The sequence below is a fragment of the Micromonospora inyonensis genome (assembly GCF_900091415.1).
In the GTDB taxonomy this organism is placed as follows: Bacteria; Actinomycetota; Actinomycetes; order Mycobacteriales; family Micromonosporaceae; genus Micromonospora; species Micromonospora inyonensis.
The window spans coordinates 2423274-2444578 of sequence record NZ_FMHU01000001.1 but is presented as its reverse complement, the minus strand read 5'-3'; the positions used below and the strand labels follow the sequence as shown (position 1 = coordinate 2444578).

The following is a 21305-nucleotide window of genomic DNA, read 5'->3' as shown; positions in this document are numbered from 1 at the left end:
TCGGTCGTCGGGCCGCGTGGACCGCACGCTTGACGGGCCGGTCCACCGGGCGGTGAACGTCGCCCGCCGGCAGGTTCGCGGGGAGGTCCACGGTGACTGTCGGTTACACGGTGCGCATGTTGGAGGTCAACCAGCCGTCCTTCGGTGACCAGGTGTTCGAGCGGCTGCTGCGGGAGCGGATCGTCTTCCTCGGCACCGAGGTGACCGAGGCGTCGGCCAACCAGGTCTGCGCGCAGATCCTGCTGCTCGCCGCCGAGGACGCCGAGCAGGACATCTTCCTCTACATCAACTCACCGGGCGGCTCGGTCAGTGCCGGGCTGGCCATCTACGACACCATGCGCTACGTCAAGAACGACGTGGCCACCCTGGCGCTCGGCTTCGCCGGCTCGATGGGGCAGTTCCTGCTCTGCACCGGGACGCCCGGGAAGCGGTACGCCCTGCCCCACTCGCGGATCATGATGCACCAGCCCTCCGGCGGGTTCGGTGGCACGGCCGCCGACATCACCATCCAGGCCGAGAACATGCTGTTCGTCAAACGCACCATGCAGGAGCTGATCGCCCAGCACAGCGGCCGCTCCCTGGCCGACATCGAGCGCGACTCGGACCGGGACCGCTGGTTCACCGCCGAGCAGGCCCGGGAGTACGGGCTGATCGACCGGGTGCTGGAGCACGCCGCGCAGCTCCCCACGAACTGACCGTTCCCGCCCGGCCGGCACGGGGCGGCCGGGCGGGAACAGGTCCCTCGACTCATCCAGCCCCGCCAGGGGGCGGAGCCTGTACCCGGCAGAGGCGGGTGCAGGCTCGCGGTTTTCCAGGAGTCTTCGCCGCACGTCGCCGTGGGATGTCCGGTCACACCCGGGCCCGATCGCCCGCCGCGACGGCACTCACGCATCCGCTAGGTAGCGGTCACGTTCCGCTGTACGACTGCACGAGGATTCGGCGCGATGCAAGGACTTACGCCGATATTTTCTCAGTGTATTACATCGGACTGTCAGCTACCCGACAGTGAAAACTCGACCCTTGTGATAGCCGCCCAGCAGGAGGATGCTCGAACGGTCGAACGGCACAGCGTCGCCCAAAAAGGCGGCGCCCGGCTGGCACCGGACGCCGCATTCGACTCGACCGCTCGCGACGGAAGGAGTCATGTTGACTGTAGCCCCTCCTGGGCCGGACTTCGAGACGACGGATCCCGACGAGGAGCCCGCTGCCGAACCGGAAGGGCGGCACCGGCTCATCCTGGCGTACATCAAGGCGCTCAGCCCCATCATCGCCGCGATGGTCGCCAGCATCGGAACGTTGGTGACCGTTCTGGCCCGCTGACCGGCAGGCCCCGCGTCCCGTGCCCGGACGGGTGCGAGGCATCCCTCCCCTTTCCCGCGCGGCCGTTCACCGGCCCGGCAGCGCCCCCGACCCGACCACGGGGCGCGCCCGCGCGGCGGAGGGTTCCCGGCCGGACGGCCGGGAACCCTCCGAGCCCCGCAACTACCGGGGCGCGCCCAGAGCCGAAGGCAGGATCTGCACGTCGTCCCGGTTGACGAACATCACCCGGTGACCGAACTGGATCTGCACGTACTGGTTCTCGCCCCGGATCACCGTCCAGTCGCCCGGTGCCGAACCGTCGAACGTGGTCGCCCGGTAGTACTCCCCGGGCAGCACGTTGCCGACGGCGTACCGCTGACCGGCCGAGAGCGTGTACTGCAGGGGCGAGATCGTCTGGTACGGCACGCCCGCCGGGTACGCCGCCTCCTCCGGGTACGCCCGCCCGTAGACCGGGATCGTCGTCTTTCCCGGCTTCGGGGTGGCGACCAGGCCGACGGTCCACTGCGCGGTCGGCGCGTCGGCCGGGTTGTGGAACCACGCCTTCTGCCCGAGGTACCAGATCGCCGTCCAGTCACCCTGCCGGTCCGCGATCGCGTACGTCTGACCGGTCGACGCCCGCGCGCCGTGGTCGGAGATGTGCGTGGTGTTCGGCGTACCGTCCGGGCGCAGGGCGATGTCGTTGACCAGCGGCGCGTCCGGGCTGGGCGCGCTGCGCAGGATCACCGACGACGAACCGCGCGAGGGGCACGGCACCCCGGCGGTGACGCAGCCGGTGAAGGCCGGCCGGTTGGTGGCGAAGTCCGGCTCGATGCGGACCAGCCCGGTCAGCGGGGTACCGGTGTTGATCTCCGGCGCCTTCATCAGCTCGAAGTAGTGGTCCCAGTCCCAGTACGGTCCCGGGTCCCAGTGCATGCCGCGCACGTTCGCCGCGACGGTGCCCGGGATGTTGTCGTGGCCGATGATGTGGTGCCGGTCCATCGGGATGCCGAGCCGCGTCGCGAGGTGCCGCACCAGCTTCGCCGAGGTCCGGTACATCGCCTCGGTGTACCAGGTGCCCTGGGCGGCGAAGCCCTCGTGCTCCAGACCGACGGACTTGGCGTTGACGTACCAGTTGCCGGCGTGCCAGCCGACGTCCTTGGTCTTCACGTGCTGGGCGATGTGCCCGTCGACCGATCGCAGCGAGTAGTGCCAGCTCACGTACGTCGGGTCCTGGACCAGCTTGAGCGTGGTCGCCCAGGTCGCCTCGGTGTCGTGGATGACGATGTACTCGATCTTCTGCCGGTTGGGCCGGTCGGAGAGATCGTGGTTGCCGTAGTCCCCGTTACCGAGATCCTGGTAGGGGGCCGGGATCCACTCGCAGGAGATGTCGTTCGGGCACTCCAGGCCGTCCGGGCGCGCCAGCTCGCGCAGGCCGAGTTTGTCCAGCCAGGACGTCACCGGGACCAGGTCGGCGTGCGGGGTGAGGGTGATCCGCTGGCCGTCGTCGGTGGTCCGGCTCGCGCCCTCGCGGATCGTGCCGTACACCTCGTTGGCGAAGGCGGCCGCGGCGTCCGCGCTGTCCGCGCCGGAGTAGCGGGCCACCGCGCCGTACCAGGCAGCCGGGTCGCTCGTGCTCCCGGTCGGTCCAGCCAGTTCCCGCTGGTACGACGCGAGCAGGGCCGCACCGCCCCGGATGTTGGCCGCCGGCTCGCCGCGCAGCGTCTCCTCGCTGGTGCCGGTGAGCGTCGCGGCGGCGTCGAGGGTCTGGAGAGACTCGGCCGGCGGCGCCTTCTCGGTCGAGTCGACCGGGTGCGCCGGCCGCGAGTCGTCGCCGCGCGGGTCCTCGTCCTCGTCGTGGTGGTGTCCCCCGGGCAGGGACATCACGTACTCGGCGTCGGTCAGGTGCATGGGGCCGTAGCCGCCGCTGGTGCTGGGCGTGCCGGCGTTGGTGTCCCACCGGGACTGCAGGTAGGAGACGCCGAGCAGCACGCTCTCCGGCACTCCGTACTCCGCGGCCGCGGCCGCGTACTGCTGCTGCCGGGTGACGGACGCATCGGCCGCCGCAGGGGTGGTGGTGGGGGGAACGATCGCCGTGGCAGCGGCCACGGCGGCCGCGAGCAGAACGCGTCTGCTCGTCGGGGACGTCACGCTGGGCATCGAGCCTCCAGGTCAAATTGATGACTCCGAGGCTCACCCTTACCTGGCAACCAGTTCGGGTCAATACCCTTCGATGTATCACCTTGCGACGAAAAAAATCTTCAGGGGTGTGCCCTGACGGCCGTCGACGCCGCCGCGCCGATCGACAGCCACCCCGCCCTCGATCGTGCGCCCCGGCCGTGGTGGAGGGCGAACGCCACCCGCACCGCCAGGATCACGGCAGCCAGAGCGAACACCGGCCAGGCCAGCATCAGCAGCACCAGGCCGAGAAAGAGGTGATCCATGACGGTACGCATGACGTCGGTCACCGGACCCGGGCCGGCCCGTCCGCACGGCCCCGGCGTTGTTCTTCTATGCCCGCTTTCATCGTGGTTTGCTAGATGCCGTAGGCGGCGAAGGCGTCGGCGCGGTCGTGGAGGTCGCGGCGGGCGTGGGCGATGTTGACGCGCCCGGCGAGGCGGAAGGTGTTCATGGCCAGGTTGCGCATGGCGGCCAGGTTGCGGGGCGCCGCACTCGTCCTGAGTTGGGAATCGTCCTCGCTGAAGGTGACGTCTCGGATCCAATGCAGACGATTTTCAACAGACCAGTGTCCTCTCGCATAGGCGTTGAGGTGCTGCGGGCTGGCCTGTTCGGCATCGAGGCTGACGATGCCGTAGATGATCTGTTTGCTGGTGCGCACGCCGTCGAGTCCGCCGGTGTCACGGCGGAGCCGGAACACTTGCCGGGCGCCGGGGAACAGCCGGCCGTCACATGGTGCGACGCGGATCGTGCGGCGTTCGGTGCGTCCGTGCCCGCGATCGGAGTCGATGTTCATGCTGCCGGTGAAGACTGTGTCGGTGCCGGACAGCAGCGCCTGGGCGGCCTGCAGGGCGAGCGGCTGATTCCCCTTCAAGATCAGCAGATAGTGGGCGTTCAACGGTCCGGTGATCAGCCGGGCGGTCTTCTTCGTGGTGTGCAGGGCGTCCAGGGTGAGCAGCATGCCGGCCACATCCAACGGGGCGAGCAGATTTTCGGTCACGGTGGTCTCGCCGCGCTTGCCGGCGACCTGGCGCTGGCCCAGGATCACCGCCCGGTCATGCGTGACCGCGGCGACCAGGAACACCTGCCCGGTCTCGGTGCGGGTGCCGTGCAGCAGTTTCCCGTCGATCGCGACCGCGGGCAGCAGCCCGGCCGGTGCGGGGTGGGTCACCGCCCGCGTCGCGGCGCGGCGCTGTTCACGCTCGGCGGGCTCGTCGGTGGCGGTGGGGATCTGCGGGGCCGGGACGTCGCCACGCAGCACGTCGGCCGTGTAGCCGCAGGTCGCCGCGTCGAGAGCGTCGCCGTCGACCGCGGCCAGGACCCGCCGGAAGGTGCGCTCGCTGGGCACCAGATAGCGGCCGGTCAGTGGGTTACGGCGGGCGCCGAGGCGGTGCAACACGTCCTGCGGAGTCCGGGCCGCCCACTGCCGGATCGCGGTCAGGCCGTCGTTACCGACCACGAGGGTGGCGCACGCGGTCAAGACCAGGATCACCAGCAGCGGATGGCGCAACCCACGCGGCCGTCGCGGATCCGGTACCTGAGCCAGCCGTGCCGCCAGCGGGGACACCACCCGCAGCGGATCGGCCGAAACCGCGGCGAGTTCGGCTTCCCACAACGCCAGATCGGCGAGGTGGTCAACAACAGGGTCGATCAGGGAAGATGACGTCACGAGCGCGGCTCCAGCGATGAACTTCGAGGCTAGTCACCCGAAAGATCATCAGGAGCCGCGCTCATCCTGCAACTCGCCCCGTGTCCAGTTCCCCACACGGACATAACCGCTCGATTGGGAACAACGCCGGGGCCGTGGGCCCGTCCGGGGTCTGGGACGGCGTCCGCCACCACTTCCCACGCCTCGGCACGGGCGGGCCCGGCGGCACATCCGCCAGTGTGGACGTCGGCCTACCGATCGTGCCCACGGCGCGGAGCCCAGTCGACATGCCACCCGAGATGCCGTTCGAGCAGCCGGGCGACCGGGTGCGCCCGCCGTTCCCTGCGCTGCTCCCGGGCCGCGCGCTCCACCTCCGTCCGGTAATCCTCGGCGTCGAACCGGAACTCCGGTAGGCCCACCTCCTGCTCGTCGGGATTTCGCCAGCCGCTCCAGACCACGTGGCCGCCCTCGCGACGTACGGTCACGTAGAGGGCCCCACAGCATGCTTCGGTGCACTCCGCCGCAGCCAGTCGCACCTCGTGCGGTTCGACGTCAGCGAGCAGAGACCCGTCCGACCCCAGCAGCTCCCCCGGATCACTGCCGGGCCCCGCCGCGAACGCCTCGGCGAGAACGTCCCGCCCGTCGATCCAGGGCCGGACCTCGACGGCTGCCCCCCGGGTCGGATCGGGAACGACGGTCTCAAGGACAAGGCGCGACATCTCGTACGGCACGACCCGATTGTCGACCTGTGCCTCACGCACCGCATCATCGTTCTTCCGTCGAGCCATCATCGGTGGCCGGTGTCCGGAGCGTTTCCGCGGAGCGGGCGTGCGGTGGCAGCCCGGCGGGTCGGGTTGGCCACAGGCGGCCGCGGGCAACGGCGCAGCGATAGTCTGCCGTGATGGCGAGTGACGAACTTGACGAATTGATCGTCGCGGACGCCGACGCGCTGCGCACGTGGTTGTCGGCCCACCACGTCACGTCGCCCGGCGTCTGGCTCGCCCTGACCAGGAAGGACGGCACCGTCACCACGCTGACCTGGCAGCAGGCGGTCGACGAGGCCCTGTGCTTCGGCTGGATCGACGGGCAGGCCCGCAAACGGGATCAGGAAACCTCCTGGATCCGGTTCACCCCCCGCAGGCCCCGCAGTTCCTGGTCACAACGTAACGTCGCCCACGTGGCCCGGCTGGAAGCCCAGGGGCGAATGCAGCCCGCAGGTCGCGCCGCGGTAGAAGCCGCCAAGGCGGACGGACGGTGGGCAGCCGCGTACGCCCCGCCGTCCGAAGCCGAGGTGCCGGCCGACCTCCTCGCCGCCATCGCCGCCAACCCCGCCGCGCAGGCCATGTTCGACGTACTCACCAAAACCAACCGGTTCGCGCTCATCCACCGCCTCAACGCCCTCAAACGGGCGCAGACCCGCGAGCGGAAGATCGGCGAGTTCGTCGCCATGCTGGCCCGTCACGAGACGATCCACCCGCAGAAGGCCAAGCCGCCGAGCTCGCCGTCATCGACAGCCACATGATTTTCCGCACTCATCTGCCGCCGAGAACACGCGAGCCGCTCGCGGTCTGACCTGATCTGTCCGGTACGCCTGGTCAGCGGTGGGGCCGTGCTGCCCGATCATGACCGCTGCTGACCGTCCGGGACACCGGCTACTGGCACGTGGCTGGCACGGCGGCGCGGTGGGCGCGCGGCTGTCCGGCAGCGTACGGCTTACCGCCCCCGGCCTGTCGGGCCGGGGGCGGCTTGCCGTTTCGCCGGCTCACCGTGTGCCCGGGAGACAGGTTTGCGGTCCTGTCCGTGCGAGAATGGGAGCCGCTGTGCGGTGGAGGAGGTGAGCCGTGACCTCGAGCAACGCCGAGCAGATGCCCGAGTGGCCGACCGCTGAGCACGTGCCGGCGGAGGAGTTGGCCCGGCGGCAGGGTGTCCGGCCGATCGTCTCCGTCGACGACCTTGCCCGGCCGGATCTCTTCGAGTCCGACGACGAGTTGGACGACTTCCTCGCCGACCTGTACGCCCTCCTGCCGGCACGGTGCGGACCCCGGCCAGCGCTCGGCGGGTGATTCGCGGGCGAGTCGTTTGGCGGGAGTTTGCGGGTCATCACCGCAGTCACGCCGCGACGGCCGCCCCCATCCGACGCGGATCGGCACAGGAGCGCATGAGTCCGGATCCGGGATCGATCGTGATGCCGTCGAAGTTGCCGGTCATCGAGTTCCACGGTCCGATCTCGCGCATCCACAGACGATTACGGCTCGCCCACCCTCGAACCTCGTGCCGCACGTTCTCGGCGAAGCCCGATTCGATCGTCGTCCCCGGCACCCAGCCTCGCGACGGATCGTGCGGACGGACACCGAACCGCGGCTCGGCGACACTCTGCTCGATCGTCATCCCGAAGTCCATGAGGTTTACGAGATTCTGCAGCACGCATGCGACGAGCGAGACCGACGGGGAACCGGACACGATCACGGGCCTGCCGTCGCGCAGCACCATACTCGGCGCGAGATAGATCGTCGCTCGCTCCCCCGGCTGCGGCATCACCCGCTGGAAGAACGAACCACCGCCCGCGAGCTGGAACCCCTCGGCGTACAGCCCGTTCACCCACGGCGAGGCCATGTGCGAGTGCGTCAGGGTCGCCACGTTGTGATCGGCGTCCACCACCGAGAGATGGATCGTCCCCGGGGTGGGTGGTGCCGCAGCCACCGGATTCGCGAGCGTGTCGAGCAGTTCGGAGCGCTGACGCCCGTACTCCTTCGACAGCAGCACGTCCATCACGCGCCCGCTGTCACGGAAACGCCGCTCGCGGGGAGCGGCGTAGTACACCGCGTTGTGGGCTGCGATGAGCGCGGACAAGGTCTTCGGAGACTGGCTGGCCGGGCCCAGGGCCGGGAGATCCAGGTTCTCCAGGATGTTGAACGCCTCCACCAACTGCAGTCCGCCGTCGTCCGGCGGCGCCGACCCGATGACCTCGAATCCGCGGTAGCTGCCACGCACGGGCGCGGCCCATTCGGCGCGATACGCCTCGAAGTCGTCCAGTGTGATGACCCCGCCGTCGGAGTCGCTGGCGGCGCAGAACGCCCGGGCGAAGTCCCCGAGGTAGTAGCTCATCCCCTCGTCGCGCAGTCGTTCGAGTGTGCGCGCCACGCGCTCCTGCACCAACGGCTGGCCGGGACCGATGATCGAACCGTCACGGAAGAACATCTCCCGGGACTGTGGATTGCGGCCAAGGTTCTGCCGCGCGTGATACATCTCCCCGAACAGGTACGAGGAGACCGCGAACCCTTCCCGCGCCACGTCGATCGCGGGCTCCAGGAGGCGGCCGATCGACAGGGAGCCGAAGCGCTCATGAGCGGCCAGGAAGGCCGGCCACCACCCCGGAACAGGAACGCCACGAGCACGATGGAGATCGGCTCCGACGAAGTCGGCCAGCTCCGCCAACGGCGCGTTGATGTTCCCCGACAGATAGGATGCCTCTCCCGTGGCGGCCTCGCGGTACACCAGCGAGATGCCGCCGGTGATGGAGGTCATGTGCGGTTCGGTGACCAGCTGTGTGGCCGCGACGGCGAGCGCAGCATCCAGCGCGTTTCCGCCCTCGCGCAGCACCGCCGCCCCCGCCTCGACCGCGATCGGCTCGGAGCTGACGACCATCCCGCGGGTTCCGGTGGCGACCTGCTTGACCCCGTAGCGCCCGGGCGTCGCGTACTCGCTCTTCACGATTGAGACTCCTGTCCCTTCCTGTGCACGCTCACTGCGCCCCAGCGAGTTCGCGACGCCCGCGCTGCACGACCGGGTCCGGAACCGGGATGGCACCGAGCAGCGTTCTGGTGTACTCGTTCTCGGGGTTGTGGATCACCTCGTCGGTGGGTCCGGTCTCGACCACCTGCCCGTCCTTCATCACGAGAACGCGGTCCGAGATGGTCGAGACCACGTAGAGATCGTGGCTGATGAAGATGCAGGCGAAGCCGTGCTCCCGCTGGAGGCGTGCGAGCAGATCCAGAACCTTGACCTGGACGGTGACATCGAGCGCCGACGTCGGCTCGTCCGCGATGAGGACATCGGGCCGGTGCGAGATCGCCCGCGCGATCGCCACCCGCTGCCGTTGCCCGCCCGACAGTTCGTGCCTTCGCCGAACGATCCACGCCGGATCCAGATCCACGTCGACGAGGAGCTCTTCCGCCCGACGGCGGAGCTCGCGCGCGTCGCGTACCTTCCCGCTGCGCCAGAGCGGCTCGGTGACCACCCGCCACAGCGGAAGGCTCGGATCGAGGGACGACGTCGGGTCCTGGAAGACCACGCCGAGCCGGGAGAGCGCACGTCGGCGATCACGTCCGCGCAGCCCGACCATGTCGACTCCGGCGATGGAGACCGACCCTGATGTCGCCGGGGTGAGCCCGAGAATCGACCGGGCGATCGTGGACTTGCCGGAACCTGACTCCCCCACGATCCCCAGCGTCTCGCCGCGGGCCACGGTCAGGTTCGCGTCACGAACAGCGGCTCTGCGACTCTCCTCCGTCCGCCGACGACGAAGACCCGTCCGTCGGTACTCCACGACGAGATCGCGGACCTCCAGCACAGGCGGATCCACGGCACCGGTGCCTGCCGGTGTGGCGGGCTTCTCGGGAGCCCCCGCAGCAGCCGGAGAAGCGGCATCCGCCTCCGAGGTGTGCAGCGCCCGGGCAGCCGAGAGCAGAGACCTCGTGTACTCGTGCGCGGGCCGAGCGAAGATCGAGTACACGTCCCCGGTCTCCACGACCTTGCCGTTACGCATGACGACCACGGAATCGGCGATGTCCGCCACCACGCCCATGTCGTGGGTGACGAAGATCATCGACATCTTCTCGCGCTCGACGAGTTCCCGGAACATCGCGAGCAGGTTGCGCTGCGTCGTCACGTCGAGTGCCGTCGTCGGCTCGTCGGCGATCAGAAGCTTGGGCTCCCACGCGACCGCCCCTGCCGCCATGATCCGCTGCCGCTGCCCGCCCGAGAGCTGGTGCGGATAGCGCCGCAGCAGGTCGTCGTAGCCGCCGAGGCCAACCAGATCGAGAAGCTCCTGCGGACGGCGCTGCCCCCCGCGCGCACCGGTCGCATGCGATCGGATCGCCTCCGTCAGGAAGTCGCCGACGGTGTGCAGGGGGTTCAGCGCCGTCATCGGCTCCTGGTAGACGCACGCGATCTCCGCCCCGCGGTAGCGCCGCATCCCGGCATCCGACACCTCGAGAAGCTCGTCGCCGTCGAAACGGATGGATCCCCGGCGGGTCGCGCCAGGCGGCAACAGGTGCGGGATCGCCATCGCCGTCATCGACTTACCGGCACCGGACTCACCGACGATCGCCACCACTTCGCCCTTGGCCACCGAGAACGATGCCCCTTCGACGATCGACTTCCCCGACACCTCGATGTCGAGGTCTTCGACGGTCAGGAGAATGTCGTCACGTGCGTTCATGCGCCGGCCCCCTGTCCGAACGACATACCGTTGCGGCGTTGCGCGAAGCCCGTGCGGGCCCCGCGCCGAACGCGGGTGACGCCGCGTGGATCGAGGAGGTCCCGCACCCAGTCGGCCACGTATCCGAGCGCGACCAGCAGCACCACGAGCACGATGCTGGGGATGAGCAGCTGCCACGGGCTCTGCATGAAGTACTGCTGCCCGGTGGCGATCATCAGTCCGAGCGAGGGCGACGGCGGGGTGATGCCGAGGCCGAGGAAGCTCAGTCCGGATTCGAGTCCGACCGCGAATGCGAGCGTCAGGAACGCCTGCGCCAGCACCAGCGGTCCGACGCCCCGCAGGAGAGGGCCGCGGATGACCTGCAAGCGCGTTCCGCCGAACAGCTCCGCCGACTCCACGTACAGCGCCCGCCGGAGCGAGAGCACCTCGCCGTAGGTCAACCGGGCGAAGTTCGGGAAGAAGGCCATGGCGCAGACGGCGACGACGGTCAGATCACCGGCACCGTACAGCGCGACGATGAGCATGGCGAAAACGAGGTTCGGGAAGGCCAGGACGATGTCGACCGCGCGCATCATCAGGAGATCGGAAAGGCCCCGGAAATAGGCGGCGAGGATGCCCACGAGGGTGCCGACGACCGCCGCCAGCAAGGTGCCGGCCGCGCAGACGAGGATCTCGGTGCGCAGACCGAGGACCAGCCGGGCGAGTGTGTCCCGACCCAGGTTGTCGGTGCCAAGCACGTGCCCGGGCGTTCCGATCGGCGCGAACGCGTTCTCGATGTCCTGGGTGAGCGGATTGACGCTCGTGACCAGCGGGTAGATGAAGATGAAGCAGAGCACCAGGAACATCGCGCAGGTGGTGACGGCGAGTCCTGGAGTCGATCTGCTCCACAACGATCGGACCGTGCTTTTCATCGCGATCAACCCTCCACCCGGGGGTCCAGGAATCGGTACATGAGGTCGACGAGCAGATTCGTCAGGATGAACACGACGGCGAAGACGATGACGATTCCCTGCACCAGCGGATAGTCACGTCCGTTGATCGCGTTCAGCAGGGTGCTGCCCACACCCGGCCAGTTGAACACCTGCTCCACGAGGACGGTCGCGCCGAGAAGGCCACCCAGCTGTAGTCCTGAGACGGTGACCACCGGGTTGATCGCATTGCGGAACACGTGGCGGCGGAACACCCTGCTCCGCGACAGCCCCATGCCCCGTGCCGTGCGCACCCAGTCCTCGCGCCGCACCGACAGGATCGATGTCCGCGTCACTCGGCCGACGAGGGCGAGGAACCCGAAGGACAGCGCCAGGCTGGGAAGGAACGCGTGGTAGAGGAAGGGCCCGAACCCGTCCTCGGGCGGCTGGTATCCCAGCGATGGGAACCACCCGAGCCTCATTCCGATGAACAGCGAGAGAAAGATGGCGATCACGAACCCGGGCGTCGAGACGGCTACGGAGAGCAGCCCGGACAGCACCCGGTCCAGCACGCTCCCCGGCCAGTTCCCGGAGAGGACGCCGAAGGAGATGCCGACCAGGCATCCGATGACGATCGCGATGACGACCAGGATCGCCGTATTGCCGAACGGCGCCGCGATGATCTCGGACACCGGTGCGGAATACTTGATCGAGTCGCCCAGGTCACCCGTGAGCAGGTCGCCGAGATACGTCACGTACTGCACGAACAGCGGCCGATCGAGGCCGAGCTCCTTCTCCAGGGCGGCGACGGCGGCGGGATTGACTTCCCCGCCACCGGCACCGCCCTGGAGGATGACCGACGCCGGCCCGCCCGGGACCGCGTGCAGGGCCAGGAAGACGGCCGTCACCACACCCCAGACGGTGACAACACCCATTCCGAGACGAACAAGGATGTATCGAATCATTGTGAACCCATTCGACTAGTCAGGGTGCGCCGCCGTGGAGGTCAGTCCGAGAGCTGTACCGTCGCCATGCTGTAGAGCGACGAGTAGACGGTCGGACCGCTGAGCATCTCGAACCCCTTCAGCGCATCCGTGTAGGCGTACGCTGCGGTTCCCATGCCGAAGGTGACGAACGGGACGTCCTGGAGATAGATGTCACCGATCTTCTGGTAGATCGCCTTGCGCTCCGGCCCGTCCGGGGTCTGCGCACCCTTGTCGAGGAGCTGGGCGTACAGGTCCTGGTTGATTCCGGCGGACCTCACGAACGTGGGTCCCCCGATGAACGCCCCGGTCAGGGCAGACGGGTCGCTGATCGCTGCCGGCGGGCCGCCGATCATCAGGTCATAGGAGCCGCTGTTGCCCTTGGCGATCTGGTTCGCGTAGTCGCCGGTCTCGAGTTCGACGGTGATACCGATCTTCTCGAGGTCGCTCTTGACGACCTGGGCGCGCTCCGTGAAACCGAAGTACTGCGAGTTGGTCAGCAGCTTGAGGCTGAACCCGCCGTTCGGATATCCGGCCTCGGCGAGGAGGCTCTTGGCCTTGCCGACATCCTGCGCGAAGTGATTCGCCTGCTTCTCGTCGTAGTACTCGCTGTCCACGGGGATCGGCAGTCCGCCGTTCGCCGTCCCGTAGCCCAGCGTTCCGGCCTGGTTCTGGGCCTTCAGGTCGAGGGCGTAGGCAATGGCCTGCCGCACCTTGGGCACCGCCAGCGGCCCCTTGGTCAGGTTGAACTGGAGTGCGCCGTAGAGCCCGTGGGAGGTGTCGAGCTTGACGCCCTTGGCGTTCTCGAGAGTCTTGTAGTCCGCCGCCGGGACGTAGTCGATGAACTGAACCTGGCCGCTCACGAGCGCCTTCACTCGCGTCTGTGCGTCCGGCATGAAGGTCATCTCGATCTCTTTGAGCTTGACCGAACCGGCGTCGTAGTAGTTCGGGTCGGCCTTGAGCTTGTACGAGACGCCCTTGCGGTACTCCGAGACCATGAACGGCCCCGCCCCGATCGGGGCCCCGTTTGCATCGACGGCATTTTCCGGCACGATCGCCGACAGCGGACTGGCGATCACCTTAGGCAGGGCGGTCTGCGGCTTCTTCAGCGTCAGCACCACGGTCGTTTCGTCCGGAGTGCCGATACTCGCGATGTTCGCGAACGAGGTCTGGTCGGCGGCACCGTTACCGGGAACCGCGAGGTACTCGAAGGTCCTCTTCACGTCTTCGGCGGTCAGCGGATCGCCGTCGGAGAACTTCAGATCGGGGCGAAGAGTGAAAGTGTAGGTGAGGTTGTTATCGGACACCTCATATTTCGACGCCAATGCTGGTACCACTTTGCCGTCGGGGCCGTACGAGAGCAGTCCGCGGCGAACGAGTGTGATCAGCTGCTTGTTCGCGGACCCCTGGTCGACACCGGTCTTGAACCCAGGCGGTTCTGCGGAGAAGCCGATCTTCAGCGTCTGGCTGGCCTCGGTCCCTCTACCGTCCGTCGACCCGCCTTCTGCGGAGCAGCCGGTGAGGCCGACCGCCAGCGCCAGGGTGGCCGCTCCCGCGAGTGCGATGAGCCTCGGGCCACGTCGGAGTGGGGAACCGCTCGCACGCGAGCTTTGAGCCTTGAGATTGATCATATTGAGAGTCCGTCTCTTTAGGGCCCGAGGGCGCGGAGAAGAGAAAGTGACAATGCTGCAAAGCAGGGACGGGGAGGGACACAGCGCGTAGGTCGCATCGTCGCCGTGTCGTTCCACGTCCTGCCTTGGACCTCCTACTGACGTATTCGTCGGATGGGAAGAATCTGTATGTCCAGTGCCGGGTTGGGAACGTTCCACCTCGGCGTCGCCAACACTCTCGCGCATGTTGGGAACGATGTCAAGATTGCCGAGGAAGATTTACCGCACGGTGATATGGCACGAAGCCGCAGGCAGCGCGTCCGCTACGATGCCGTCGATGGAGAGGGGCGACGCATGGCACGCGGAGCAGTGACGATCATCGACGTCGCGCAGGCAGCGGGGGTGTCCAAATCGGCGGCCGCCCGCGTGCTGGCGCGGAATGGTTCGGTCAGCGACAAGACCCGTATGAAGGTCCTCGAGGCCGCGGCACGACTGGGCTACCGGCCGAACCACGTCGCTCGGGCGATGAAGTCGGGCGCGACCAACACGATCGGCATCGTCGTTCCCGACGTAGCTCTCCCCTTCTTCTCGGCGGTGCTGCGCGGCCTGGCGGACACAGCGCGGGCGGCCGGCTTCGAGGTGCTGGTGAGCAACACCGACAACGACGCCGACATCGAGGCGCGTTCGCTGGAGCTGCTGGCCGAGCAGCGCGTCGACGGCGTCGTGATCGCCCCGGTGTTCCAGGAGAACCCGGCGGCGATAGTCCGCCTCGATCGCGAAGGCATGCCGATCGTGCTTCTCGACAGGCGGATGCCCGGACTCGAGCATCTGCCACTGGTGTCGCTCGATCACGTCGACGCCACTGAGCGGGCCATCCGCTCGCTCATCGAGGGCGGCCACCGTCGCATCGCCCTGGTCACCGAGGCGGCTCAGGTGCGCTCGACGCTGGAGAGCCTGACCAGTCGAACCTCGGAGAGTTCCGACCTGTCTCTGTTGCGCCCCTCCGCGCAACGCTTCGTCGGCTATCTGCGTGCACTCCACCGCGCCGGCTTGGAGATCGACGACGAGCTCATCATCCGCTCCGGGTACACGACCGGCGATGCTCAGCAGGCCGTGGAGGCCTTCCTCGACCGCGACACCGGCGCCACCGCCCTACATGCCACCGATGCCGTGCTCAGCTCCGGCGCGTACCGCGGCATCCGCGCCTGCGGCTTCTCGATCCCGGACGACCTGTCGTTCATCGGCTTCGACGACGAGGACTGGACGACGATGGTCCAGCCTGCCGTCACGGTCGTCGAACAGCCTCGTCAGCGCCTGGGGGCCACGGCGACCACAGCGCTCGTCGGCATCATCCGCGGTGGGGCGGCGGAACCGCGCGAGCAGCTGCTCGAGGCCGAGCTGGTCGTGCGGGGCTCCGTCGCCGCCGCCTCCCTCCCGTCCCACACCTTGAGGTGCGAGCCGATCAGGACCGGTGTTTCCGCGCCGTCTCCTTCGACATCCGGCCGTCTCTGACGTCGGCCTCGATCGCAGCATCCGGCCGTGCAGCCGGGTCGCCGTATCCGCCAGCGCCCGCAGTCTCGATCGAGGCCCACTGCCCCGGTTGCAGGACGGTGTAACCGTGATCGATCGGCGTCGCGTCCTCGCTCAGCAGGCACCGGGCTGATGCACCGGGGCCACCGCCGAACACTCCCCACGGCTGCGACTTCTGCCTGCTGGTGTCGAGCCAGAAGTGCACGTCCTCGGCTTCGACGCGGATGCGGCGACGGATGCCCATACCGCCGCGGTACTCGCCCGTACCACCCGAGTCCTCAATGAACTCGTAGGCCTCGACCATGAGCGGGTACTCGGTCTCCAGGCTCTCCACGGGCAGATTGGAGGTGTTCGTCATGTGCACCTGCACACCGTCCAGGCCATCCTTGTTGTAGCGCGCACCGCTGCCACCGCCGATCGTCTCGAGGTAGACGAAGTCGCGGCCGCGGGCCCGGTCGTGACCGGAGAAGTGCACGCCGGTGTTCGCGCCGTTGGACGCACCGGTGACGCGCTCGGGAACGGCGGGCGCGAGCGCCCCCTGGATCAGATCGACGATGCGCTGGCAGGTCTCGCTGCGTCCGTTGACCGCCGCGGGCGCCGAACAGTTGATGATCGAGCCTTCCGGTGCTTCGATCGTCACTGGCCGGTACAGTCCCGCGTTCGGGGCGATGTCCGGGTCGATGAGGGTCTTGATCGTGTAGTACACCGCCGCATACAGCCCGGTCCAGACGACGTTCACGCTGGCGCGTACCTGCGGCGGATTGCCGGCGAAGTCGAAGAGCATCTCGTCGCCGCGGACGACGATGCGCACCCGGAGGGTCAGCTCGTCGTCCAGCTCCGGGCAGTCGAAGCGGTCCTCGAAGAGGTACTCCCCGTCGGGGAACTCGGCGATGGCCGCCCGCGTACGTCGCTCGGTGTAGTCCAGCAGCTCCGCGCCGATCGCGCGTACGACGTCGGCGCCGTGGCGTTCGCACAGCTCGCCGTATCGTGCCACCGCCACCCGCAGCGCTGCCTCCTGCGCGCGCAGGTCTGCGATGCGCTCGTCCGGGACCTGGCAGTTCAACAGGATCAGCTGCAGCAGCTCCTCCTGACGCGCACCCTCGCGCACGAGGTGAACGGGCGGGATGCGGATGGCCTCCTGGAAGATGTGGGCATGTCCGCGATCGCCGAAGTCGGCATGGTGGGCCAGCGTGGCCGCCCAGGCTGTCAGCTCACCCTCGATGAAGATGGGCGTGGCCAGCACGATGTCCGGCAGGTGGGATCCGCCGCCGGTGTAGGGGTCGTTGCCGATGAACACGTCGCCGGGCCGGATCTGCTCCAAGGCGTACCGCTCGCGCAGTGCAGCCACGATGCCCATCAGCGAGCCCAGGTGGAGGGGCGACCCGCCCTCATCCTGAGCGATGGCCTGACCCTCGGCATCGAACAGGCTCGCCGTGCAGTCGCGGCGCTCCTTGATGTTCGGCGAGTACGCCGCCTTCACCAGCGTCTCGCTCATCTCCTCGACGATGGTCGACAGGGCCGAGCCCACGACCTCCACCAGCACGGGGTCCAGCTCTACAGCCGTCATGCCTGGTCTCCGATCTCGACAATCAGATTGCGGTAGGCGTCCACCCGACAGACGTCGGACGGAAGCAGCACGGTCGTGGTGTCCATCTGCTCCACGATCGCGGGGCCGGAGATCACGTCACCCGGGGTGAGGCGTACTCGGTCGTAGACGGGGATGTCGACATAGCCCTCGACGGGATCGAAACAGGTGCTCCGCGTTCCGACCACCGCCTTCGCCGGATCGGATGCCGTGACGTCGTCGCGGCGCACGTCGACGTGGGCCGCAGACCCCGATGCCTCCAGGCGGAAGGTGACGACCTCGACCGGGGCGTCCTCGGAGCGGTACCCGTAGACACGCTCGTGGGCCTCGTGGAAGAGCTCGATGACCGCTTCGGTGCCGTCGGCGGCGAAGCGGTGCCCTTCGGGCAGGTCGACGGCGAGTTCGAAGTTCTGCCCGCGGTAACGCAGATCCATACTGCTGCGCAGCGCGCGTCCCGCCTCGTCGACCTCCTCCGCGACGAACCACTCTGCCGCCCGCGCGGTGAGCTCGTCGAACACCTCGTCGAGCGCCGCCTGCGTCGTCGCGTCGACGGACGTGATCTGGGTTCGCATGAAGTCGGTCTTCACATCCGTCATCAGCAGACCCAGCGCCGACTGCGCCCCGGGGACCTCGGGCACGACGATCGTGCGCATCCCGAGTTCACGCGCCAGACGCGACGCATGCAGGGGCCCCGCGCCGCCGAAGGGGACCAGTGCGTATTCCCGCGGGTCGTATCCGCGCTGCACGCTGACGACGCGGATCGCCCGGGCCATGTTCGCCGTCACGACGCGGAGGATGCCGAGTGCCGTCTCCTCGACGCTGAGCCCGAGCGGGGTCGCCAGTCGCTTCACGGCGGCGATCGACGCCTCGCGGTCGATCTTCATCTGGCCGTTGAGCAGATACTCGGGATTGAGCATCCGCAGCACGACGTTCGCGTCGGTGACCGCGGCTTCGTCGCCGTTGCCGTAGCAGGCGGGCCCGGGGAAGGCTCCGGCGCTCTGTGGGCCGACCCGCAGGTGGCCGCCGCTGTCGATCCAGGCCAGGGATCCGCCTCCGGCACCCACGGTGTGGATGTCGAGCATCGGCGACCGCACCGGCCGACCGTCGAGTTCCATCCCGGCGGTGACCTTGGGCCTGCCCCTCTGGACGAGGGAGATGTCCGATGACGTTCCGCCCATGTCGAACGTGATGATGTCGTCGAACCCGGCTGCCGAGCAGATCTGCGCTGCTCCCACCACACCGGTGCTGGGACCGGAGAGTACGAGCCGAACGGGAAGCGACTCGGCGGTGGAGAACGGAATCACTCCGCCGTTGCTCTGCGTCACGTGCGGCACGGCGGTGAGCCCCCGGTCGGCGAGCACCCCTCGCAGCCGCGCGAGGTAGTTCGCCACCACCGGACCGACGTACGAGTTCGCCACGACCGTCGACAGTCGCTCGTATTCACGGAACTCCGGGAGGACGTCGCTGGAGAGCGAGACGTAGACGCCCGGCATCTCCTCCCGGATGATCTCGCCGATACGCTGCTCGTGATCGGCGTTCAGGTAGCTGTAGAGGAGGCAGACGGCGATGGACTGCACCCCCTCCTCCTTCAGCTCCCGCACGGCGCGGCGCACGTCATCCTCGTCGAGCGGTGTCTCCACGGCACCGGTGTGCCGCACCCGTTCGCTGACCTCCTTGCGCAGGTGCCGGGGCACCTGCGGCGTGGGCTTGTCGGCCTGCGGGTCGTACATGCTGGGGCGGCGGCCGCGCCCGAGTTCGAGCAGGTCGCGGAACCCGCGCGTGGTGATGAGGCCGGTCAGCGCGCCTCGGCCGGTGAGAAGCGCGTTCGTCCCGACAGTCGTGCCGTGCGCGAAATAGCCGACCTCGTCGATCGTGCGGCCGCCGATCTGGTCGAGGATCTCGACGACCCCCTGCAGGATCGCGCGCCCGGGGTCGTCAGGGGTGCTGGACACCTTCCGCACGTGCACGGACCCCGTCTGCTCGTCGAAGGCGCAGACATCCGTGAACGTGCCGCCCGTGTCCACGCCGATGCGCAAGGTCATGCCCTCACCGCTTTCTGATCGTCCTTGCTGTTGTCGTCTGGCGCGTGCTCGGCCCGCACGGCATCCGCGTCGAACGGGATGCCGCGCTCGAATGCGCCGTTGACCTGGCACACCTGCGCCGCCTGCGCACTCGCCGCGACGAGCGTGGAGCGGATGTCACGACCCGCGCCGAGCCCGACGAGCACCCCCGCGATGAAGGCGTCGCCGGCGCCGAGGGTGTCCCGGGCGTTGACCCGGTCCGCCTGCTGATAGCGGATGCCCGCCGACGAGCCGAGCAGCGCACCCCTCGAGCCGAGGGTGACCAGCGCGTACTCGGCGCCGGCGTCGAGGATCCGCCGGACGAGCGCGCGGGCTTCGGGTTCGCCGAGATGGCTGCCCGAGAAGCTCGCGAGGTGTAGGTGCGTCAGGTACGGCTCCGCCTCAGCCAGTTCGAACCTGCTGCCGAAGTCGAAAGAGACCCGGGCGCGCTCGGCGATCTCGGGGACGCGGGGCAGCAGAGAGCCGGCGTACCCGGAATGCACGACGTCGTAGTCGGCCATCGCCGCCAGCTGCGCGTCGTCGAGCTCGAACAGGGCCGTCGTACGATCCGACCGCAGGAAGACCCGGTCGTTGCCGCGCAGCTCGACGTCGGCGGTGGCGTTGGGACCGTGCACGACGCGGGTCAGCGACGTGTCGACGTGCTCTGCCTGCAGGACCCGCAGGATGTGACGGCCGGCCGCGTCGTCGCCGAGGACGCCCAGATAGCCTGTGCGCGCTCCGAGCCGGGCGGCGAAGACGGCCACATTCAACGCGTTGCCGCCCGGGTACAGCATTGCCTGATGCAGATACCGATCGGCGACGTTGTCACCGGCACCGAGGACTCTCATCCGAAGTTCCTGTCCGCCGCTCAGTAGACGATCTTGTACATGTAGCGGCGCTGGGACGTGTCGTGCCCGCGGCGCGCGGCGACATGGTCGAGCACGCGGCGCTCGGCGCTCATCAGGGCGATCACGCTCAGGTCCGGGCGCGCTGCGGCAGGGATGCCGGGAAGGGACAGGGTGGCTGTGTCGACGGCCGCAGAGTTTCGGGTCTGGTTCTCGGCGAAGCGGATGACCCGCTCGCCGAGAGCGCGACTCGCGTCTTCGGCAACAAGCGTGACGACCGTGGTGTCTTCGAGCACCATCTCCAGCGGCCCGTGGAAGAAGTCACCGGCGTTGATGGCGGCCGAGTTCATCCAGCTCATCTCTTGGAAGTAGCACCATGCCATCATCTTCGCCATGCCGTAGGCGGGTCCACCGCCGACGACGTAGCTGAGAGGCGCGTCCGTGGGGGACAGCAGATCGGCCACGCGCTCACCAGCCTCGGCGACTTCGTCCTTCACGGCGCGGAGGGCACCGGGAAGGGCGGGGATGCCGGCGCGCAGTTCGGCAGCCTTCTCCGGAGCGCCGTACGCGTCGAGGAGCGCGACCGCGATCTGCTCGTTGTGCACGAGCTTCGGCTCGGTGATCGAGATGGTGTCGGGGTAGTCGAGATGCACGTCGCCGAGGCGCGAGAGTCCGTTGTCGCCCTGGCGCGAGATGGCGGCGACAAGTGCGCCCTTGCTCTTCGCGAACTCCGCAGCTGCCACCGTCTCGGGCGTGTTACCCGAGTGCGACGCCGCGACGACCAGCGCCTTGCCGTCGAGGCCGATCGGGTTACGCGAGGTGAGCTCCGCGCTGGTGATGCGCTGGGTCACGATGCCGGGAGCGTAGCGATCGAGGAGGTCGAACGCCGGGTAGGTGCCGAAGTGCGAACCTCCGCAGCCGACGAGGTAGACGCGCTCGACGCCCCGCTCCACGGCGCGCTCGACGAGTGCGCGAGCCTTGTTGTCCTGATCGATCGCGTGCTGAACGCACGCCTCGAAGTCGTCGGGGACGGGAATCAGCTCGCTCATCGGTATCGCCTTCTGTACGTCGGATCGTCTGGCCTGAAGAGAAAGTGGAACGTTCCCACTGACGCCTACTCTCCCCCAGTTTGGGAACGGTGTCAACGTCCGTGCCGACCCACGCGTCCCGATCCCGTTTCCCACCGTGATGATCTTCGGCCCGGAGCAGTGGTGCTCGGCAA

General features: G+C 68.4%; 18 protein-coding genes. 5 read left to right on the top strand and 13 right to left on the bottom strand.

Annotated elements, in window-relative coordinates:
- Positions 1–116 precede the first annotated feature (116 nt).
- Together GA0074694_RS11015 and GA0074694_RS31560 are read left to right on the top strand one after the other, a co-directional pair.
- Positions 117–695 carry an ATP-dependent Clp protease proteolytic subunit gene (locus tag GA0074694_RS11015; RefSeq protein ID WP_091456530.1) on the top strand — a complete coding sequence of 193 codons (579 nt, stop codon included), beginning with the start codon at positions 117–119 and terminating at the stop codon, positions 693–695.
- A 448-nt stretch (positions 696–1143) separates the two neighbouring features.
- Complete coding sequence (locus GA0074694_RS31560; protein ID WP_176737725.1) at positions 1144–1320, top strand: hypothetical protein; 177 nt, start codon at positions 1144–1146, stop codon at positions 1318–1320.
- A gap of 162 nt (positions 1321–1482) precedes the next feature.
- On the opposite strand, the gene GA0074694_RS11010 is transcribed toward GA0074694_RS31560, so the two are convergent.
- The 4 genes from GA0074694_RS11010 to GA0074694_RS10995 form a co-directional block, all read right to left on the bottom strand.
- Positions 1483–3456, bottom strand: a complete 1974-nt coding sequence (locus GA0074694_RS11010; protein ID WP_091456526.1) for an N-acetylmuramoyl-L-alanine amidase — start codon at positions 3454–3456, stop codon at positions 1483–1485.
- A 101-nt stretch (positions 3457–3557) separates the two neighbouring features.
- The gene (locus GA0074694_RS11005) at positions 3558–3752 is read right to left on the bottom strand and encodes a hypothetical protein (RefSeq protein ID WP_141714054.1); all 195 of its coding nucleotides are present in this window, start codon (positions 3750–3752) and stop codon (positions 3558–3560) included.
- An 80-nt stretch (positions 3753–3832) separates the two neighbouring features.
- Positions 3833–5143, bottom strand: coding sequence for an ISAs1 family transposase (locus GA0074694_RS11000; protein WP_091450652.1), 1311 nt, complete (start codon positions 5141–5143; stop codon positions 3833–3835).
- Between the two features lie 230 nt (positions 5144–5373).
- Positions 5374–5883 carry a hypothetical protein gene (locus GA0074694_RS10995; RefSeq protein WP_091456519.1) on the bottom strand — a complete coding sequence of 170 codons (510 nt, stop codon included), beginning with the start codon at positions 5881–5883 and terminating at the stop codon, positions 5374–5376.
- A gap of 140 nt (positions 5884–6023) precedes the next feature.
- Here GA0074694_RS10995 and GA0074694_RS10990 point away from each other — a divergent pair, with 140 nt between their 5' ends.
- Complete coding sequence (locus tag GA0074694_RS10990; protein ID WP_091456516.1) at positions 6024–6644, top strand: YdeI/OmpD-associated family protein; 621 nt, start codon at positions 6024–6026, stop codon at positions 6642–6644.
- 319 nt (positions 6645–6963) lie between these two features.
- On the top strand, positions 6964–7185 hold the full coding sequence (locus tag GA0074694_RS10985) for a hypothetical protein (RefSeq protein WP_245714644.1): 222 nt from the start codon (positions 6964–6966) through the stop codon (positions 7183–7185).
- A 46-nt stretch (positions 7186–7231) separates the two neighbouring features.
- Here the strand turns inward: GA0074694_RS10985 and GA0074694_RS10980 are convergent, their stop codons facing one another.
- The 5 genes from GA0074694_RS10980 to GA0074694_RS10960 form a co-directional block, all read right to left on the bottom strand.
- A complete protein-coding gene (locus GA0074694_RS10980; protein WP_218105665.1) occupies positions 7232–8833 on the bottom strand; it encodes a gamma-glutamyltransferase in 1602 nt (533 codons plus the stop codon).
- A gap of 31 nt (positions 8834–8864) precedes the next feature.
- On the bottom strand, positions 8865–10562 hold the full coding sequence (locus GA0074694_RS10975) for a dipeptide ABC transporter ATP-binding protein (protein WP_091456512.1): 1698 nt from the start codon (positions 10560–10562) through the stop codon (positions 8865–8867).
- Positions 10559–11407 (bottom strand): ABC transporter permease, encoded by an 849-nt coding sequence (locus tag GA0074694_RS10970; RefSeq protein ID WP_176737866.1) that lies wholly within the window; start codon positions 11405–11407, stop codon positions 10559–10561. Before GA0074694_RS10970 ends, GA0074694_RS10975 begins: the two co-directional genes overlap by 4 nt.
- Before the next feature lie 71 nt (positions 11408–11478).
- A complete protein-coding gene (locus GA0074694_RS10965) occupies positions 11479–12435 on the bottom strand; it encodes an ABC transporter permease (RefSeq protein ID WP_091456504.1) in 957 nt (318 codons plus the stop codon).
- Positions 12436–12476: 41 nt separating this feature from the next.
- Complete coding sequence (locus GA0074694_RS10960; protein WP_176737864.1) at positions 12477–14084, bottom strand: ABC transporter substrate-binding protein; 1608 nt, start codon at positions 14082–14084, stop codon at positions 12477–12479.
- A gap of 168 nt (positions 14085–14252) precedes the next feature.
- Between GA0074694_RS10960 and GA0074694_RS30845 the strand changes: the two genes are divergently transcribed.
- Positions 14253–15575 carry a LacI family DNA-binding transcriptional regulator gene (locus GA0074694_RS30845; RefSeq protein WP_176737863.1) on the top strand — a complete coding sequence of 441 codons (1323 nt, stop codon included), beginning with the start codon at positions 14253–14255 and terminating at the stop codon, positions 15573–15575.
- On the opposite strand, the gene GA0074694_RS10945 is transcribed toward GA0074694_RS30845, so the two are convergent.
- The 4 genes from GA0074694_RS10945 to GA0074694_RS10930 are packed head-to-tail and all read right to left on the bottom strand — an operon-like array spanning position 15526 to position 21132.
- Positions 15526–17160: a hydantoinase B/oxoprolinase family protein gene (locus GA0074694_RS10945; protein ID WP_091456492.1), complete on the bottom strand. Its 1635-nt coding sequence runs from the start codon at positions 17158–17160 to the stop codon at positions 15526–15528. The genes GA0074694_RS30845 and GA0074694_RS10945 overlap by 50 nt on opposite strands.
- Positions 17157–19331 carry a hydantoinase/oxoprolinase family protein gene (locus GA0074694_RS10940; protein WP_218105664.1) on the bottom strand — a complete coding sequence of 725 codons (2175 nt, stop codon included), beginning with the start codon at positions 19329–19331 and terminating at the stop codon, positions 17157–17159. Before GA0074694_RS10940 ends, GA0074694_RS10945 begins: the two co-directional genes overlap by 4 nt.
- On the bottom strand, positions 19217–20086 hold the full coding sequence (locus GA0074694_RS10935; RefSeq protein ID WP_091456485.1) for a PfkB family carbohydrate kinase: 870 nt from the start codon (positions 20084–20086) through the stop codon (positions 19217–19219). The genes GA0074694_RS10940 and GA0074694_RS10935 overlap by 115 nt, the downstream gene beginning before the upstream one ends.
- Positions 20087–20106: 20 nt before the next feature.
- Positions 20107–21132, bottom strand: coding sequence for an SIS domain-containing protein (locus GA0074694_RS10930; RefSeq protein ID WP_091456482.1), 1026 nt, complete (start codon positions 21130–21132; stop codon positions 20107–20109).
- Between the last annotated feature and the right edge of the window lie 173 nt (positions 21133–21305).

Coding starts and splice junctions, on each gene's coding strand:
- GA0074694_RS31560 (WP_176737725.1), top strand. CDS start 1,144: ATGTTGACTGTAGCCCCTCCTGGGCCGGACTTCGAGACGACGGATCCC.
- GA0074694_RS10930 (WP_091456482.1), bottom strand. CDS start 21,132: ATGAGCGAGCTGATTCCCGTCCCCGACGACTTCGAGGCGTGCGTTCAG.
- GA0074694_RS10960 (WP_176737864.1), bottom strand. CDS start 14,084: ATGATCAATCTCAAGGCTCAAAGCTCGCGTGCGAGCGGTTCCCCACTC.
- GA0074694_RS10965 (WP_091456504.1), bottom strand. CDS start 12,435: ATGATTCGATACATCCTTGTTCGTCTCGGAATGGGTGTTGTCACCGTC.
- GA0074694_RS10975 (WP_091456512.1), bottom strand. CDS start 10,562: ATGAACGCACGTGACGACATTCTCCTGACCGTCGAAGACCTCGACATC.
- GA0074694_RS10945 (WP_091456492.1), bottom strand. CDS start 17,160: ATGACGGCTGTAGAGCTGGACCCCGTGCTGGTGGAGGTCGTGGGCTCG.
- GA0074694_RS10970 (WP_176737866.1), bottom strand. CDS start 11,407: ATGTTCCTGGTGCTCTGCTTCATCTTCATCTACCCGCTGGTCACGAGC.
- GA0074694_RS11010 (WP_091456526.1), bottom strand. CDS start 3,456: ATGCCCAGCGTGACGTCCCCGACGAGCAGACGCGTTCTGCTCGCGGCC.
- GA0074694_RS30845 (WP_176737863.1), top strand. CDS start 14,253: ATGTCCAGTGCCGGGTTGGGAACGTTCCACCTCGGCGTCGCCAACACT.
- GA0074694_RS10990 (WP_091456516.1), top strand. CDS start 6,024: ATGGCGAGTGACGAACTTGACGAATTGATCGTCGCGGACGCCGACGCG.
- GA0074694_RS10935 (WP_091456485.1), bottom strand. CDS start 20,086: ATGAGAGTCCTCGGTGCCGGTGACAACGTCGCCGATCGGTATCTGCAT.
- GA0074694_RS11005 (WP_141714054.1), bottom strand. CDS start 3,752: ATGCGTACCGTCATGGATCACCTCTTTCTCGGCCTGGTGCTGCTGATG.
- GA0074694_RS11015 (WP_091456530.1), top strand. CDS start 117: ATGTTGGAGGTCAACCAGCCGTCCTTCGGTGACCAGGTGTTCGAGCGG.